Source organism: Catellatospora sp. IY07-71, assembly GCF_018326265.1.
In the GTDB taxonomy this organism is placed as follows: domain Bacteria; phylum Actinomycetota; class Actinomycetes; order Mycobacteriales; family Micromonosporaceae; genus Catellatospora.
Window position 1 is genome coordinate 8557263 of record NZ_AP023360.1, and the last position, 15855, is coordinate 8573117.

Annotated in this window: 14 protein-coding genes; 5 read left to right on the plus strand and 9 right to left on the minus strand. The window is 73.4% G+C overall.

Annotated features, from left to right (window positions below; translation table 11 throughout):
- Window positions 1–24: 24 nt before the first annotated feature.
- Together CS0771_RS38295 and CS0771_RS38300 are read left to right on the plus strand one after the other, a co-directional pair.
- Window positions 25–1008, plus strand: coding sequence for a thiamine pyrophosphate-dependent dehydrogenase E1 component subunit alpha (locus CS0771_RS38295; protein ID WP_212845490.1), 984 nt, complete (start codon window positions 25–27; stop codon window positions 1006–1008).
- A complete protein-coding gene (locus CS0771_RS38300; protein WP_212845491.1) occupies window positions 1008–1982 on the plus strand; it encodes an alpha-ketoacid dehydrogenase subunit beta in 975 nt (324 codons plus the stop codon). The genes CS0771_RS38295 and CS0771_RS38300 overlap by 1 nt, the downstream gene beginning before the upstream one ends.
- Window positions 1983–2050: 68 nt before the next feature.
- Here CS0771_RS38300 and CS0771_RS38305 read toward each other — a convergent pair whose 3' ends face one another.
- The 4 genes from CS0771_RS38305 to CS0771_RS38320 all read right to left on the minus strand — a co-directional run bounded on the left by CS0771_RS38305 (window position 2051) and on the right by CS0771_RS38320 (window position 7861).
- Window positions 2051–3112, minus strand: coding sequence for a S1 family peptidase (locus CS0771_RS38305; protein WP_244871278.1), 1062 nt, complete (start codon window positions 3110–3112; stop codon window positions 2051–2053).
- A gap of 525 nt (window positions 3113–3637) precedes the next feature.
- Entirely contained in the window at window positions 3638–4333 is a 696-nt protein-coding gene (locus CS0771_RS38310; protein WP_212845493.1) for an SGNH/GDSL hydrolase family protein, read from the minus strand.
- Window positions 4326–6287 (minus strand): MFS transporter, encoded by a 1962-nt coding sequence (locus tag CS0771_RS38315; protein WP_212845494.1) that lies wholly within the window; start codon window positions 6285–6287, stop codon window positions 4326–4328. Before CS0771_RS38315 ends, CS0771_RS38310 begins: the two co-directional genes overlap by 8 nt.
- Before the next feature lie 14 nt (window positions 6288–6301).
- Entirely contained in the window at window positions 6302–7861 is a 1560-nt protein-coding gene (locus CS0771_RS38320) for an AMP-binding protein (RefSeq protein ID WP_244871279.1), read from the minus strand.
- 344 nt (window positions 7862–8205) lie between these two features.
- On the opposite strand from CS0771_RS38320, the gene CS0771_RS38325 reads away from it, so the two are divergent.
- The gene (locus CS0771_RS38325) at window positions 8206–9501 is read left to right on the plus strand and encodes an SGNH/GDSL hydrolase family protein (protein WP_212845495.1); all 1296 of its coding nucleotides are present in this window, start codon (window positions 8206–8208) and stop codon (window positions 9499–9501) included.
- Between the two features lie 2 nt (window positions 9502–9503).
- Window positions 9504–10730, plus strand: a complete 1227-nt coding sequence (locus CS0771_RS38330; RefSeq protein ID WP_212845496.1) for a cytochrome P450 — start codon at window positions 9504–9506, stop codon at window positions 10728–10730.
- A gap of 3 nt (window positions 10731–10733) precedes the next feature.
- On the opposite strand, the gene CS0771_RS38335 is transcribed toward CS0771_RS38330, so the two are convergent.
- The 5 genes from CS0771_RS38335 to CS0771_RS38350 all read right to left on the minus strand — a co-directional run bounded on the left by CS0771_RS38335 (window position 10734) and on the right by CS0771_RS38350 (window position 15095).
- Window positions 10734–11132, minus strand: a complete 399-nt coding sequence (locus CS0771_RS38335; RefSeq protein WP_212845497.1) for a hypothetical protein — start codon at window positions 11130–11132, stop codon at window positions 10734–10736.
- A gap of 111 nt (window positions 11133–11243) precedes the next feature.
- Window positions 11244–11366 carry a hypothetical protein gene (locus tag CS0771_RS39345; protein WP_256442865.1) on the minus strand — a complete coding sequence of 41 codons (123 nt, stop codon included), beginning with the start codon at window positions 11364–11366 and terminating at the stop codon, window positions 11244–11246.
- Window positions 11367–11500: 134 nt separating this feature from the next.
- Window positions 11501–12238 (minus strand): polyphosphate--glucose phosphotransferase, encoded by a 738-nt coding sequence (gene ppgK, locus CS0771_RS38340; RefSeq protein ID WP_212845498.1) that lies wholly within the window; start codon window positions 12236–12238, stop codon window positions 11501–11503.
- A gap of 123 nt (window positions 12239–12361) precedes the next feature.
- Window positions 12362–13513 (minus strand): phosphotransferase, encoded by a 1152-nt coding sequence (locus tag CS0771_RS38345; RefSeq protein WP_212845499.1) that lies wholly within the window; start codon window positions 13511–13513, stop codon window positions 12362–12364.
- A gap of 190 nt (window positions 13514–13703) precedes the next feature.
- Window positions 13704–15095: a pyridoxal-dependent decarboxylase gene (locus tag CS0771_RS38350; protein ID WP_212845500.1), complete on the minus strand. Its 1392-nt coding sequence runs from the start codon at window positions 15093–15095 to the stop codon at window positions 13704–13706.
- 77 nt (window positions 15096–15172) lie between these two features.
- Between CS0771_RS38350 and CS0771_RS38355 the strand changes: the two genes are divergently transcribed.
- Window positions 15173–15781 carry a GNAT family N-acetyltransferase gene (locus CS0771_RS38355; protein WP_212845501.1) on the plus strand — a complete coding sequence of 203 codons (609 nt, stop codon included), beginning with the start codon at window positions 15173–15175 and terminating at the stop codon, window positions 15779–15781.
- Window positions 15782–15855 lie beyond the last annotated feature (74 nt).

Genomic DNA, 15855 nt, shown 5'->3' on the forward strand with positions numbered 1-15855 from the left:
TGGGTGGCGCACCGAGGAGGGCTAATGAGCACGGATGAGGACCTCTACCGGACCATGCGGCTGATCCGCCGGTTCGAGGAGCGCGCGATCGAGCTGGTGCACAGCGGCGAGATCGTCGGCGGCATCCACCCGTACATCGGGCAGGAGGCGATCGCGGCGGGCGTCTGCGCGGCGCTGCGCGACGACGACGTCATCACCAGCACCCACCGCGGGCACGGGCACGTGCTGGCCAAGGGATCCGACCCGGTGCGCATGCTGGCCGAGCTGACCGGCCGCTCGACCGGCCTGAACAAGGGCCGGGGCGGCTCGATGCACGCCGCGGACTTCAGCAAGGGCATCTACGGCGCCAACGGCATCGTCGGCGCGGGCGGGGCCATCGCCACCGGCGCCGCCTGGGCCGCGGTCAAGGAGGGCAGCGACCGGGTCGCGGTGAGCTTCTTCGGCGACGGCGCGGTCAATCAGGGCGTGCTGCTGGAGACGTTCAACCTGGCCGCGCTGTGGCGGCTGCCGGTGCTGTTCGTCTGCGAGAACAACGGCTACGCCACCACCCTGACCATCGAGCAGGGCGTGGCCGGGTCGATCACCGCCCGCGCGGCGGCGTTCGGCATGCCCGCGGTCACCGTCGACGGCGCCGACGCCCGCGCGGTACGCGACGCCGCCGCCGAGGCCGTCGCACGCGGCCGGGCGGGCGGCGGCCCCAGCTTCCTGGAGTGCACGGCGTATCGCTTCGACGCGCACCACACCTGGGAGCACAAGGCCCGGGTGCGCTACCGCGCCGACGAGGAGGTGGCCGCGGGCCGCTCCCGCGACCCGCTCGACGTGCAGGGCGCGCGGCTGCCCGAGGGCGCCCGCGCCGCGATCGACGCGGAGGTCGAGGCGGTGCTGACCGAGGCGGTCGCGTTCGCGCTGGACAGCCCGGCGCCCGACCCGGCCGGCGCGCTCGACCACCTCTACGCCACCGGCCTGCGGGGGCGCAACGGGATCGGACTGTTCGAGGGGGTGCGCTGATGGCGCGGCTGTCCTACCTGAAGGCCCTGCAGCGGGCGCTGGCCGACGAGATGGCCCGGGACGAGCGCGTGTGCGTGCTCGGCGAGGACATCGGGGTGGGTGTCAACAACGTCACGACCGGCCTGCTGGCCAAGCACGGCCCGCAGCGGGTGGTCGACACGCCCCTGTCCGAGCAGGCGTTCACCAGCTTCGCCACCGGGGCGGCGCTGGCCGGGCTGCGCCCGGTCATCGAGTTCCAGATCCCGTCGCTGCTGTTCCTGGTGTTCGAGCAGATCGCCAACCAGGCGCACAAGTTCTCGCTGATGACCGGCGGGCAGGCGAAGGTGCCGGTGACGTACTTCGTGCCCGGCTCGGGTTCGCGCAGCGGCTGGGCGGGGCAGCACTCCGACCACCCGTACGGGCTGTTCGCGCACGTCGGGGTGAAGACGGTGGTGCCGGCCACGCCCGAGGACGCGTACGGGCTGTTCCTGACCGCGATCCGTGACGACGACCCGGTGGTGCTGTTCGCCCCGGCCGGTTCGCTGGGGGTACGCGCCGACGTCGACATGGACGCGCTCGGCCCGGTGCCGCTGGGCGTCGGCCGGGTGCACCGGGAGGGCGCCGACGTGACCGTGGTCGCGGTCGGGCACCTGGTGCAGGCGGCGCTGGACGTCGCCGAGCAGCTGTCCGACCAGATCTCGGTCGAGGTGTTCGACCCGCGCACGCTCTACCCGTTCGACTGGGCCGGGCTGGCGGCGTCGGTGAACAAGACCGGGCGGCTGGTCGTCGTCGACGACTCGAACCGCATGTGCGGCATCGGCGCGGAGATCCTGGCCGTCGCGGCGGAGGAGATGCGGCTGGCGGTGCCGCCCAGGCGGGTGACCCGGCCGGACGGGGCGGTGCTGCCGTTCGCCCGCGAGCTGGACCTGGCCGTGCAGCCGCAGCGCGACCAGCTGCTCACCGCGGTGCAGGAGGTCTACAAGTCCAGCCGCTGAGAGCCACTACGGAAATGGCGGCGGCCGCCGGGCGGGACCCCCGGCGGCCGCCTCATGTGGAGGATGGCTCAGTAGACGCTGACGCCGTACACCGACAGCGGCTCGACGACGGGCTGGAAGTAGGTCTGGCCGCCGGTGGTGCAGTTGCCGCTGCCGCCGGAGGTGAGACCGTAGGCGACAGTACCCGCGTAGAGGGACCCGCCGCTGTCCCCGCCCTGGGCGCACACGCTGGTGCGGATGAGGCCGGACACGCTGCCCTGCGCGTAGTTGACGGTGGCGTTGAGGCCGAGCACCCGGCCGCTACGCACGCCGGTGGTGCTGCCGCTGCGGTACACCAGCTGGTTGATCGCCGGGGTGGCCGCGCTGGTGATGTCCTGGTAGGAGCCGTTGTACAGGTACACCGAGCCCGGCCGCGCGATCGAGCTGTCGTAACGCACGATGCCGTAGTCGTTGCCGGGGAAGCTGGATCCGACGCGCGTGCCCAGGAAGTTCTGGTTGTTTGGGCTGGCGTACCAGCTCGCGGCCAGGTTGGTGCAGTGCCCGGCGGTGAGGAAGAACTGCTGGCCGGCCGAGTTGCGCACGTTGAACCCGAGCGAGCAGCGCGAGCCGCCGCCGTAGATGGCCTCGCCGCCGGCGATGGTCGGGCTGAGCGTGCCCGCGACCTTCTCCACCCGCACGGCGTCGCCGAGGCGGTCGGTGACGGCCTTGAGCTTGGCCAGCTTCGCACCCGTGACGGTGTCGTCGGCGGTCACCACGACCTGGTTGGTGATCGGGTCGGTCGACCAGGCCGTGCCGGGGATGCGGGCCAGCCGGGCGAGCTCGGCGGTGGCCGCGTTCAGCTGCGCGGCGCTGCGGGTGACGAGCTTGGCCACGCCGCCCTTCGCCCGGACCTGCGCGGCGGCGGCGGTGTCGGTGACGGTGACGACCATCCGGCCGCTGTCGTCGAGGTACGCGCCGGGCGAGCCCAGCTCGGCGGCGAGCGTCTCGGCCGCGGCGGGGCTCAGCGCGGGGCCGGTGCCGCCGACCGGGGCGGCCTGCGCGGTCGCCGGCACGATCAGGGCGGCGCCCAGCAGGGTGGCCGCGGCGGCGCGCACCGTGGCGCGGAGCAGCGGAGACCTGGAGTTGGTCACGGTTCCTCCTCGGGGTTGTGGCATGTGGGATGACATGCCGGAGGTGACCGGGTTGCCCGGTTAGGGCGCTCGGTCGTGGAACACGATGCCAAACAATGCAAGAATCTTCAATATTTATTGTGCTAAATGTATGTGCCAGATCCGCACTGCGCGGGAACCCGGCAGGCCGCGGCCACGTCGGACGGCACCACACCCCACCCAGCCGCCAGCGACCCCAGATCGCAGCCCAGCCGGCGGCAGCGGCGGCGGCGGTCCAAGATCGCGGTCTCGTGTCAGAACCTGTGGTCTGACCGCACCATGTGACACGAAACTCCGATCATGGCCGCGCGGCCGGGCACGAGACGCAAGCGGGCAGCCGCGCGAGCGGGCAGCCGCGCGAGCGGGCAGCCGCGCAGGCGGGCACAGCCGCGCAGGCGGGCACAGCCGCGCGAGCGGGCAGCCGCGCAGGCGGGCACGGCCGCGCGGACGCGGAGCCGACCGCGCCGCGGCTCGGCGAGCCCGGTGGGCGGGCCTTGGTGAAGCCGCTCAGGCGAAGGTGTTGCCCAGGTGGGCACCGAGGCGGCGGATGGTCAGCGCGGCGCAGATGCTGTGGCTGCGCAGGTTGCCGTGGATGCCGTCGGCGCTGTAGCTGCCCGGATCACGCTCGGCCGGATGGCCGGAGCAGTCCACGTGGATCGCGCCCAGCCGCGCCGCCAGCGCCGCCGTGCGCACCGCCAGCGTGTCCATCCGCTCGCGCACCAGGTGCTTCACCGGATCGGGAAAGGACGGCGCGTAGGACACGTTGAACATGCCCACCGTGATCACCTCAGCGCCCGCCCGGCGCAGCTCGGTGATCATCGCGGCGAGCTCCCGGTCCACCGCGTCCGGATCGTACGACCGGCGCAGCGCGTCGTTGCCGCCCGCCGCGACCAGCACCAGGTCCGGCGCGAAGCGCAGCGCCGGGCCGAGCTGGCCCGCCCGGATCTCGGCGGCACGCAGGTCCCGCACCCCGAGGTTGAGGTAGACCAGCTCCGGGCGCACCCCCGCCAGCTCGGTCCGGATGCGGTCGCACCAGGACAGCTCGACGTAGCCGGGCACCGGATCGCCGAGCCCGGCGGCGACACTGTCGCCCACGACCGCGAACCGCCGCCACGGATGCCCGGCCAGCAGTGCGGCCGCCTCCCCCGGCCGCAGGCACCACGGATCGGCCGCCTCCAGCGTCACGGCATAGCCGTCAGCCATGCTTCGCAGCCTTCTCGGCCTTCTCGACGTGCTCGACCTGCTCGGGCTGCGGCGGCCCCGGCTGGCCGGGCAGCCGCAAGTCGCTCAGCTCGGCCATCTCGGACAGCCCGGCCAGCTTCGCCTCCAGCTCGGCCAGCTCGCCGCGCATCCGCTCGGCCTGGCGCGCCGCCTCGGTCTGGTCGACGGCGAGCGCCTCCTCGACGCTGCTGCGCACGCCGGGCACGTCCAGGGAGGCGAGCATGCTCATCGCCTCGGCGGTCTTCACCAGGTGCCGGGTGCCGAGCAGGGCCCGGCCCTTGCGCACCTCGACCAGCCACTGGCCGTTGGCGTAGGCCAGGGTGACCGACAGCCGGGCGGGCAGCCGCGCCGCGCCGGTCAGCACCGCGGGCGCGCCCGCGCTCAGCTGCCGCCAGGTCCGGTACGCGAACACCGGCACCAGCAGCGCCACCAGGTACGCCCCCGCCGCGGCGGCCAGCGCCCAGCGCAGCTCCAGCACGGGCAGCGCCCAGGCCGCGGCGGCGGTGCCCAGCGGCAGGCCGAGGTACGCCACCGACGCGGCGAAGCCGCCGACCCGGCTGCGCACCGGCGCGGGCACCCGCTGCGCGAGCAGCGTGCCCAGCGCGGGCGTCACCGACGACAGGGTCGCCCCGCACACGAACGCCACCACCACGATCAGCAGTAGCAGCGGCGGCAGCCCGCCCAGCACCGCGGCCGTGCCGCCGCCCGCCAGGAACGCCAGCGCCGCCACCACCCAGCGATACGGCTCGCGGGTCAGCCCGGCGAGCACCACCCCGCCGGTGACCGCGCCGAGCACGAACGCCCCGCCGACCAGGCCGAGCAGGTCCGGCTCGCGCAGCACGTGCGTCATCCAGGCCGGCACCAGCAGCACCGCCCCGGCCTGCACGAGCAGGTTGGTCAGGAACAGCACCGCGGCGAGCCGCCGGATGAGCCCGTCCGCGCGCAGCTCGGCCATGGCCCCCCGGCGCAGGTCCTTCGCGCGGGTCCGCGCGATCGGCAGCGCCGCCTCGCCCCGCGCCCTGCCCTCGGCCTGCTCCGCTCCGGCCGGGTGGCTGCCGTTGGCGGACGGGCTGCCCGTCGCCTGCGCCGGAATCGCCGCATGGACCGCGTTCCCGCCGGTGCGGATGCGCGCCGTGGCTTGCTCGCCACCGGAGCCGTTCAGGGAATCAGCCGGGCCGGCCGGGTCGGGCTCGTCGCCGGATCCCGCCGCCGCCTCCTCGCCCGCGGCGGCCTCCGCGTCCGCGCCGGGCTTCGCGGGCAGCACCTCGCCGCTGAGCACCTCGGGCGCGGCGGCGGCACCGGCCGGGCGCGGACGCTCGGTGACGGCCTGCACCAGCAGGGCCGCGGCCAGCGCGCAGAGCACCGCGTCCAGCCACAGCACCCCGGCCGGGCCGAACCGCACCGCCAGCACGCCCGCCCCGGCGCCCAGCGCCAGCAGCGCGATCACCTGCAACGCGCGCGCCAGCCCCGAACGCGGCGCGCGGGCCTCTTCGGGGTCGGCGTCCCGGCGTACCGCGTCCTTGGCCCGGTCGCTCACCGACCGCAGCGCGGCGGCCAGCGCGGCCAGCCCTGCGGTGCCCGCCAGGCCCGGCCAGCCGGTCACCGGCGAGTCCGGCAGCGCGAAGTACGCCACGCCCGCCAGTGCCACGGCGCTGAGCAGGTCGGCAGCGACGCCCACCCGGACCGGGCGGCGCCCGTCCGCCAGCGCGACGCCCAGCGGACTCGCCAGCAGGTATGCCACCAGCTGCGCCGCCGCGACCACGCCGACCGTACGCAGGCCCGCGTCGGCGGCCAGCAGCAGCCACGGCACGACCACGAACGACATCCGGGTGGCCAGCACCGACACCGACTCGGCGGCCGACACCGGCAGCCGGACCGGGGTGCCGGACGGCTCGGCCGTGGGATCGCCGAGCGCCGGCGCCGCGTGGACCGTCATCACTACCCTCCAGATCAGGCGTCGGCGGCGTACCGCGCGCGCAGCGCCTTCTTGTCGACCTTGCCGAACTCGGTCAGCGGGAAGGCGTCGACGAACCCGACCGTCTGCGGCGCCCACATCGCGTTGAGTTCGGCGCTGACCAGCGCGATCAGCTCCTCGGCGGTGACCGTCGCGTCGGGAGTGGTCACCACGTACGCGTGGACCGCCTCGCCCTCCAGCTCGTGCGGCACCCCGATGACGGCGGCCGCCTGCACCTGCGGGTGCGCCGCCAGCGCGTCCTCGACCGGGCGGCAGAAGACGTTCGTGCTGCTCAGGCCGGTCACGATCATGTCCTTGACCCGGTCGAACAGGTACAGGTAACCGTCGGCGTCCAGCCGCCCCACGTCGCCGGTGCGCAGCCAGCCGTCCAACAGCGTCTCGGCGGTCAGCTCCGGCATGCCCCAGTAGCCCCGCATCAGCAGCGATCCGGTGATCCAGACCTCGCCCACCTCGCCGGTCGGCAGCACCGCGCCGTCGGCGTCACGGATCTGCACCCGCACGTCGCCGTACGGGATGCCGCACGAGGCCAGCCGCTCGGGGTGCGCCGGATCGTGGTCCAGATTGGGCAGCGCCGAGATGAACGGGGACTCGCTCATGCCGTACACGATGCGCAGCACCGGCCCGAAGCGCTCGATGGCCTGGGTCAGCCGGGTCGGCGACGCCGCCGCCCCCGAGATGGTCAGCGTGTGCAGGCTGCTGAAGTCCACCCCGGCCGACTTCGGGTCGTCGAGCAGCAGGTAGAGCAGCGGCGGCGCGAGCAGCGTGCTGTTGATCCGCTCGCGCTCGATGGTGTCGTAGAACAGCGGGTAGTCCAGGCCGTCGTGCAGGAACGCGGTGCCGCCGGTGAACAGCGTCATGAACACCGCCGTCTGCGCGCTGACGTGCCAGGTGCCCGCGATCAGCAGGTGGCGCAGCGCGGGCTGGCCGCTGTCGGCGTAGTAGCGCGAGAGGGTGTGCAGCGCGGCGAAGAACGAGTGCCCGTGGTGCACCAGCTTCGGCAGGCCGGTGGTGCCGCCGGTCTGGAACAGCGACGACGGCTCGTGTGTCACGGTCGCCGGGTCGATCGGCAGCTCGGTCGCGCGCGGCCCGTCGGTCAGGTCGGGGCCGAGCCCGCCCGGCCCGAAGCAGAACACTGGCCGGGGCGCGGCGAGCGCGGCCAGCTCGGCGCCCATCTCGGGCAGCTTGCGGGCGTCGTACACGAAGGCGTCGACCTGGGCGAGGTCGAGGAAGTCGCGGCGGAACCGCGGCGGGGCGTTGTTGGCGATCCAGGCGGTGCGGCAGCCGAGCAGGCCGGCCGCGAGCTGCAGGAAGATCGACTCGGCCGGGTTGCGGGCCAGCACGCCGAGCGCGGCGCCGGGGCGGATGCCGTGCGCCCACAGCGCCCCGGCCATCGCGACCACCTCGGCGTGCAACTCCGCGTAGGTGTAGCGCTGCCCGTCGACCGCGACGAGCGCCTCGGCCTCACCGTATCGGGTGAAGAGCGTCAATGCCTGCGCGGCATAGTTCGCTGCCGGATCAAAGATCTGTTCACCCACGATCGAGTCACCCCAGTTCGGCCGGAAGTCAGCGGATTCGCTGGTAACAGGCCGATTCCCGGTGTGTGGCAACGGCCTAAGCGGCGACGATACCGCCACGATCGTGAATCAGCTACCACTCCAGACCGTCGATTCGTGCAGCCGACAATTGTCAATCGGGACATTTGCGTATGCAGACGTCCGGACCGGATCCTTCATCGATTCCGATGATGCAAACCGCCCTCGGATCGGCTTAGACTGCCGACACCCCGGCCCGTCCCGGACGCGCCAGCGGACCCGCTTCCGTCGTGCCCGGTGATCGACCTCTGGCCATGTCCCTCGATGCCCGAGGAGCGTCCGCGCCGATGAACAGCCCCCGGCAACGGCAATTCGTGATGGCCCTGGTCACCCTGGTGACCGTCGGCTCGACCCTGCTCGTCGCGACCGCGAACGGCCAGGCCGTCGCGCCCGAGCCGGAGCGCTGGACCGGCTCGTGGTCGGCGGCGCTGACCCCGGCCGGGGCGGGCAAGTCCAAGGACGGCTTCAGCGACCAGACCATCCGCATGTTCGTGCACACGTCGGTCGGCGGCAGCCAGGCCCGGATCCGGCTGTCCAACCGGTACGGCACCAAGCCGCTCACCATCGGGCACGCCACGCTCGCGCTGCCGTGGCCCGAGGCGGGCCCGGGCGATCTCAAGCCCGGCTCCATCCTGGACGCCACCTTCAACGGCCAGAAGTCGGTCACCATCCCCGCCGGCGGCAGCGCGGTCAGCGACCCGGTGACGATGGACGTCCCGGCCTCGCAGGACATCGCGGTCACCCTCTACCTGCCCACGCAGACCCCCGGGCCGGCCACCTGGCACCTGTACGCCCGCGAGACCGCCTACATCGGCACGGGCGACCACGCCACCTCCGCCAGCGGCGCGAAGCTCGCCGAGACGCGCAACAACTGGTACTACCTGACCGGCCTCGACGTGCTCAACCGCAGCGGCCAGGGCTCGATCGTGGTGCTCGGCGACTCGATCACCGACGGGCTGAAGTCCACCGTCAACGCCGACCGCCGGTGGACCGACTACCTCGGCGCGCGGCTGGTCGAGGAGGCTCCCGAGGGCAGGGCGCCGGGCATCCTCAACGCGGGCCTGTCCGGCAACCGGCTCACCCTCGACGGCGCCGACCTCGGCGTCAACGAGCTGGGCATGAACGGCTCGTCCCGGTTCCACTTCGACGTGCTCGGGCAGACCGGGGTGCGCACCGTAATCCTGGCCCTGGGCATCAACGACGTGTGGCTCAGCCAGGACAGCGCCGACAACATCATCGCGCGCATCCAGCAGCTGGCGTCGCTGGCCCGGCAGTCCGGCCTGAAGATCATCGTATGCACGCTGAGCCCGTGGAACGCGTTCGAGTCCGCGCCGGGCGTGGTCGCGTACACGCCGACGCTGGACTCGGTGCGGCTCACCGTGAACTCGTACATCCGCACCAGCACCGACTTCGACGGGGTCATCGACTTCGACGCCGCGCTGCGCGACCCGGCCAACCCCACCAAACTGCGCCCCGAGTGGGACAGCGGCGACCACATCCACCCCAACGACGCCGGCAACGAGGCCATGGCCAAGGCCATCCCGCTGGACCTGCTGCTGGAAGACGACGAGGACGAGGACTGACCATGGCCGCCGAGGTCTCCCTCGCCTCGCTGCACACCGACGAGGTGCGCCGGGACCCGTACCCGTTCTACGCCGAGCTGCACCGGCGCGGCCCCGTCTGCAAGGTCGAGCCGGGCGACCGGTACAGCTATGTCGTGCACGGGTACGACGCCGCGGCCCACGTGCTGCGCGACTCGGCGACCTTCAAGGTGATGGACCAGACGCTGCTCGGCGCCAAGCCCACCTGGGAGGGCAATCAGGCGCACGCGGTCTTCATGAACTCGGTGTTCTTCACCAACGCGCCCCGGCACACCCGCATGCGCCGGATGTTCAACCAGACCTTCACCCCGCGCCGGATCGCCGCCCTGGAGCCCGCGGTCGAGCGGCTCACCGCGGAGCTGCTCGACCGGCTCGCCGAGCAGGCCGCCGGCGGCGCGAAGGTCGACTTCATGAGCGAGTTCGCCTTCCCGCTGCCCGCCAACGTGCTCGGCGAGCTGCTGGGCGTGCCGGAGGCCGACCGGGCCTGGTATCGCCCCCGCGCGCTCGCGCTCGGCGCGATCCTGGAGCTGGGCGGCGCGACCCCGGACAACGTCGCCGCGGCGAACACCGCCGCCGGGGAGATCACGGCGTACTTCGGCGAGCTGGCCGCGCGGCGCCGCCGGGACCCCCGCGACGACCTGATCACGGCGCTGGTGCAGGCGACGGACGCCGACGGCGCCCCGATGTCCGAGGAGGAGCTGCTGGCCAACCTGATCGTGGTGTTCAACGCCGGCTTCGTCACCACCACCCACCTGCTCGGCAACGGCCTCACCCTGCTGCTGGAGTGCCCGGAGGCGCTGGCCCGGCTGCGTGCCGACGCCTCGCTCACCCCACGCTACGTCGAGGAGATCCTGCGCTACGAGGTGCCCACGCACTTCTCCGTACGCTGGGCCGCCGCCGACAGCGAGGTCGCCGGGGTGCCCATCCCGGCCGGGTGCTGGGTGCTGGTGCTGCTCGCCGCCGCCAACCGCGACCCGACCCGGTTCGCGCACCCCGACGTGTTCGACCCCGACCGGACCGAGACGGCCACGCTCAGCTTCGGCGGCGGCGCGCACTACTGCCTCGGCGCGGCCCTGGCCCGGCTCGAAGGGCAGCGCGGCCTGGCCATGCTGCTGGACCGCTTCGCCGACATCCGCCTGGCCGCGCCGCCCGGCACCCCGCGCCAGCTCATGCTGCGCGGCCACGAGCAGCTCTGGCTCACCCTGTCCTGACGCTCAGACCGCGGGCGGCTCCCCCGCGGGCACCACGGTCCGGGGCGGCAGCTCGGTCTGGATCCGCTTCCAGTGGTACGCGTACACCGGCACCGCGATCGCCAGCGTGGTGCCCGAGGTGACCAGGCCCAGGATGGCGTTGCGGCGCTGGGAGTCCTTCATCAGCTCCTGCTGGCGCTTCTGGTCCACCTCGAACGCCGCCTGCTCCGCCGGGGTGCACGCCCGGCCGCCCTGCACGTCCGCGCAGCGCGGCGGGTAGCCGTAGTAGCCGGGGTCCGGGTAGAACAGCTCGACAGCCGACCGGACCAGGCTGACCGCGGCGAAGATCGAGATCACCAGGGTGATCAGGCAGACCAGGTAGAGATACAGGTTGCGCAGCGTCATACGGTCCTGGAAGGCCATCACGGCTCCTCGGTCCGGGGCCGGCGCCGGACGCCGGTGCCTGTGCGTATTGTCCAACGCCGACCGGCCTGCCGGCCACGGAACGCTGCTCTTGGACGGGCGCGGTCCCGGTCAGCGGATGATCAGGTTCAGGCCGATCGTGCAGACGACCGAGAGCAGGATCGACACGAGGATCATGGCGAGGCAGCCCCACGCCCCACCCAACGGCCTGACCTCGGTGTTCCCGATACGCATACCCACCATCCTCCCCTGCCCGCGTGCGATGATCGCCGTTCCGTGTCAAGATCTGCGGTCCCAATCCACGTTTGGACACGAACTCGCGATCATCCCCGCCCGGCCGCCAGCCCGGCGGCCCAGCTGAGTGGGTTTCAGCCGTTTTCGGCGGCGGCGAGGGCTGCACCGATGATGCCGGCCTCGTTGAGCAGGACCGCGGGCACGACCGGGGTCCGCAGGTCGATGAGCGGCAGGAACTTCTCGGACTTCTTGCTCACCCCGCCGCCGATGATGATCAGGTCGGGGTTGAGCAGCTTCTCGATCTCCCTGAGGTACTCCTCGACGTGCTTGGCCCACTTGCCCCAGCCCAGCTTGTCCACCTCGCGCGCGTGCGCCGACGCCTTCTCCTCGGCGTCCTCCCCGTCGAGCTGGATGTGCCCGAACTCGGTGTTCGGCACCAGCCGGTCGTCGATGAAGATCGCGCTGCCGATGCCGGTGCCCAGCGTCAGCATCACCGTGACACCCTTGCGGCCGCGGCCCGCACCGAAGCGCATCTCCGCGATCCCGGCCGCGTCGGCGTCGTTGAGCAGCGTCACCGGCACGCCCACCGCCTGCGCGAACAGGTCCTGCGCGGGCACGCCCAGCCACGACTTGTCCACGTTGGCGGCCGTGCGGGTCACCCCGCCCAGCACCACCCCGGGAAACGTGATCCCGACCCGCTCGGCGACCCCGAACTGCCCCGCCACCTCCGCGACGGCGGCCACCACCCGGTTCACGTCGGACGGCTGCGGGGTCTCCACCCGGAACCGCTCACCGGCCAGAGTGCCCTGAGTGACGTCCACCGGAGCGCCCTTGATGCCGGACCCGCCGATGTCGATGCCGAGGATCGCCATACCGCCAGTCTAGAAGGAAGGGCACCTTCTTAACGTTTTCCGTAGTAGAAGGTGCCCTTCTTAACGCCTCCCTGGTGGCGCCCATGCCTCGCCGGGCGCTGCGGGGCACGGGGTTCCGGCTGGTCAGCGGGCGGCCCGGGAGATGCCGGCGAGGGACTCGCGCAGCAGGGCGGGGCGGTGCTCGCCGTGGGCGTACTCGGCCAGCGCCACGCTGAGGAAGACGGCCAGCACACGCGCCCGTGCCTCGCGCTCCGGCGGGACCGGACCGTACGCGTCCAGCAGCGCGGCGCGGGCGTCGCCGGTGAAGCCGCCGAACGCCAGGGACAGGTCCAGGGCGGGGTCGCCCAGGCACACGTCGCCCCAGTCGATGACGCCCGCCGCGCGGCCGGCACCGTCCAGGAGCAGGTGGCGCTGGTGCAGGTCGCCGTGTACGAGCACGGGTGCGCCGTCCGGCGGGCCGAGCCGGGCCGCCTCGTCGAGCAGGGTGTACACGGCGGGGTCGGGCTGCCAGATGCCGTGCGCTGCCACTCGGTCGAGGCGCTCGCGCGCCATCGGTGCCCGTACCGACGGATTGCCGCGTCCCATGGGATCGATCGGCAGCACTGCCCGTGGCCCGTCCGCCCCGCCATCGGATGCGGCTGCGCGGAGACCGGACGCGGGGCCGCCGAGACCAGGCACCGGTGCTGGCGTGCCGGTGCTCGACATGGGGCCGGTGCCGGACGTGGGGCCGGTGTCGGTGCCGGACGTGGGGCCGGTGCCGGTGCCGGGCATAGGGCCGGTGCCGGGCATAGGGCCGGGGCCGGTGCCGGGTACGCCGGTCGGCGTGTCCGGGCGTCCCACCGCCAGGGCGGCGGCGAGGGCGGGGTCGTGGAGGGCGCGCAGGAACGCGCCCAGGTCGGCCGCGGCGGCGACCCGGGCTTCGTCGGGCAGGACGGAGTCGGCCAGCTCGACGCCGGGCAGTAGCCGGGCCCCCCAGTACGGCCACGGGTAGCCGCCGGCCGGTTCGCCGATCAACTCCGGACACGGCACCGGCAGCGGGAGCCGCCCGGTCAGCCGGGGCAGCATCGCCGTCTCGTGCGCCAGGAGCTTCAGCGCGATCGCCCGGCGCGGAAACCGGAACACCCACTCGCCGCCGACCAGGTGCACCGTGTTGTCCCAGCCGGTGGCGAACGGCGTCACCCTCAGCCCGCGCAGTCGCGGGAACCGTGCGCCGATCAGCTCGGCCGCCTGCGCCGCGCCGACCTCATGCTCAGCGGCCCACTCAGGGACACTCATCCGTACTCCCCCCGAAGTCTTGGCGAGCCCCGCGCACTCGCCGCGCGGCCACGCCGTCGAAGATCGGTGTTTCGTGTCGAAACCCTGCGCAGAACCGCAGATCTTGACACGAACCCGCGATCTTGGCACGTCACCGCGGCGGCACGGTCCCGTGGCGCGTTAAGAAGGGCACCTTCTACTACGGATAGCGTTAAGAAGGTGCCCTTCCTTCGCAGGCGCGGTGGAGGGCGGTCAAGGAGGCGGTCACGTCGGTGTCGTCGGTGGACCAGTTGCTGACGGAGACGCGGAGGATGTCGCGCCCCTGCCAGCGGGAGCCGGACATCCAGCAGGTGCCGTCGGCGAGCAGGCGGGCGGTCACCTCGCGGGTCCGGGCGTCGTCGCCGAAGGCGACGCTGACCTGGGTGAAGACCACGTCGTTGAGGACCGTGGCGCCCTCGATCGCGCTGATGCCGTCGGCCAGCGCGCGGGCGTGCCGGACCAGGCGCTCGACCAGGTCGGCCACGCCGGAGCGGCCGAGCGAGCGCAGCGCCGCCCACACCGGCACGCCGCGCGCCCGGCGGGACAGCTCCGGCACCCGGTCCTGCGGGTCGGACGGGCCGCCGTCGGTGCGTACCAGGTAGCTGGCCTGCATACCCATGGCGGCGGCCAGCGCGCCGGGGCGGGCCACGACCACGATCCCGCAGTCGTACGGCACGTTCAGGGTCTTGTGCGCGTCGGTCGCCCAGGAGTCGGCGAGCTCGTGCCCGGACATCAGGTGCCGGGTGGCCGGGGACGCGGCGGCCCACAGCCCGAACGCGCCGTCCACGTGCACCCAGGCGCCGTGTTCGCGGGCGAGCGCGCACGCCGCGCCGATGTCGTCGTACGCGCCGGAGTGGATGTTGCCCGCCTGCAGGCACAGGATGACCGGGCCGCTGCCCCGGGACAGCTCGGCGGCGAGCGCGTCGAGCCGGATGCGGCCCTGCTCGTCGGCGGGCACCTCGACCGGCGCGCCGAGGCCGAGGTAGCGCAGGGCCTGGTCGACGGTGGCGTGCCGCTCGGCGCCGACGAGGACGCGGATGCGGGGTGCGCCGGTGAGGCCGTCGCGGTCGAGGTCCCAGCCGGTGTCGGCGAGCACCTGCTGCCGCCCGGCGGCCAGGCCGGTGAAGTTGGCCATGGTGGCGCCGGTGACGAAGCCGACGTCGGCGTGTGCGGGCAGGCCCAGCAGGTCGAGCAGCCAGTCGCCGGCGGCCTGCTCGATCGCGGCGGTCGCGGGCGTGCTGTAGCGCATGGCGGCGTTCTGGTCCCAGGCGCTGACCAGCCAGTCCGCGCCGAGCGCGGCGGGCAGGGTGCCGCCGATGACCCAGCCGTAGAAGCGGCCGGACGGCATCGCCATGAGCCCCGGCTCCGCCTGCCGGGCCAGCAGGTCGACCACGTCGGCGGCGTCGGACGGGCCGGGCGGCAGCGGGCCGCCGAAGACCCCGCCCAGCTCGTCGGCGGTGGCCCGGGGCCGCACCGGGCGGTCGGGCATGGACGCGAGCCAGGCCAGGGTGTGCGCGACGGCGTGGTCCAGCGCGGGTGCGTAGTCCTCGGGACGTGCGGTCATACCTTGCACTCTGCTACATCGCCGGGCCGGGCATCGACCGGCGGGCGAATGGGAGCGCTTCCAGGTAGGGTCGCGCCATGACGATCATCCGTCCCTACCGCCCCGGCGATCGCGACGACCTGTACGACATCTGCATCCGCACCGCCCACCTCGGCGGCGACGCCCGGCCGCACTACCGCGACCCGGGCATCCTGCCCGAGATCTTCGCCGGGCCGTACGCCCACCTGGAGCCGCAGTTCGCGTTCGTGCTCGCCGACGCCGACGACCGGGCGGTGGGATACGTGCTCGCCACCGGCGACACCGCGTCCTTCGTGGAGCGGTTCCGCCGTGAGTGGCTGCCGCTGGTCGCCGACCGCTACCCGCCGCTGGACGGCGCCGAGCCGCGCGACGGCGACGAGGTCATGCGGGACCTGCTGCACCGGCCGGAGCGGATGATCGTGCCGGAGCTGGCGGCGTACCCGGCGCACCTGCACATCGACCTGCTGCCGGAGCATCAGCGCCAGGGACACGGCCGCTCGCTGATCGGGCGGCTGGTGCTGGCGCTGCAGGAGGCCGGGGTGCCCGCCGTGCACCTGGGCATGGCCTCCGAGAACACCGCCGCCCGCGCGTTCTACGACCGGCTAGGCATGCACGTCATCGACGTCCCCGGCGCCGGAACCCTCACGTACCTGGGGCTCAAGCTCTGACCGGACCCGGACCCGACGCCCGCCCGCTCGGCACACCGGCCGGACAGACGCAGAAGTTCGAGACATGTGCATCA

Excerpts from the sequence above, each read along its gene's own strand:
- CS0771_RS38295 (WP_212845490.1), top strand. The coding sequence starts at position 25 with ATGAGCACGGATGAGGACCTCTACCGGACCATGCGGCTGATCCGCCGG.
- CS0771_RS38300 (WP_212845491.1), top strand. The coding sequence starts at position 1,008 with ATGGCGCGGCTGTCCTACCTGAAGGCCCTGCAGCGGGCGCTGGCCGAC.
- CS0771_RS38310 (WP_212845493.1), bottom strand. The coding sequence starts at position 4,333 with ATGGCTGACGGCTATGCCGTGACGCTGGAGGCGGCCGATCCGTGGTGC.
- CS0771_RS38315 (WP_212845494.1), bottom strand. The coding sequence starts at position 6,287 with ATGACGGTCCACGCGGCGCCGGCGCTCGGCGATCCCACGGCCGAGCCG.
- CS0771_RS38325 (WP_212845495.1), top strand. The coding sequence starts at position 8,206 with ATGAACAGCCCCCGGCAACGGCAATTCGTGATGGCCCTGGTCACCCTG.
- CS0771_RS38330 (WP_212845496.1), top strand. The coding sequence starts at position 9,504 with ATGGCCGCCGAGGTCTCCCTCGCCTCGCTGCACACCGACGAGGTGCGC.
- CS0771_RS38335 (WP_212845497.1), bottom strand. The coding sequence starts at position 11,132 with ATGGCCTTCCAGGACCGTATGACGCTGCGCAACCTGTATCTCTACCTG.
- CS0771_RS39345 (WP_256442865.1), bottom strand. The coding sequence starts at position 11,366 with ATGCGTATCGGGAACACCGAGGTCAGGCCGTTGGGTGGGGCGTGGGGC.
- ppgK (WP_212845498.1), bottom strand. The coding sequence starts at position 12,238 with ATGGCGATCCTCGGCATCGACATCGGCGGGTCCGGCATCAAGGGCGCT.
- CS0771_RS38345 (WP_212845499.1), bottom strand. The coding sequence starts at position 13,513 with ATGAGTGTCCCTGAGTGGGCCGCTGAGCATGAGGTCGGCGCGGCGCAG.
- CS0771_RS38350 (WP_212845500.1), bottom strand. The coding sequence starts at position 15,095 with ATGACCGCACGTCCCGAGGACTACGCACCCGCGCTGGACCACGCCGTC.
- CS0771_RS38355 (WP_212845501.1), top strand. The coding sequence starts at position 15,173 with ATGACGATCATCCGTCCCTACCGCCCCGGCGATCGCGACGACCTGTAC.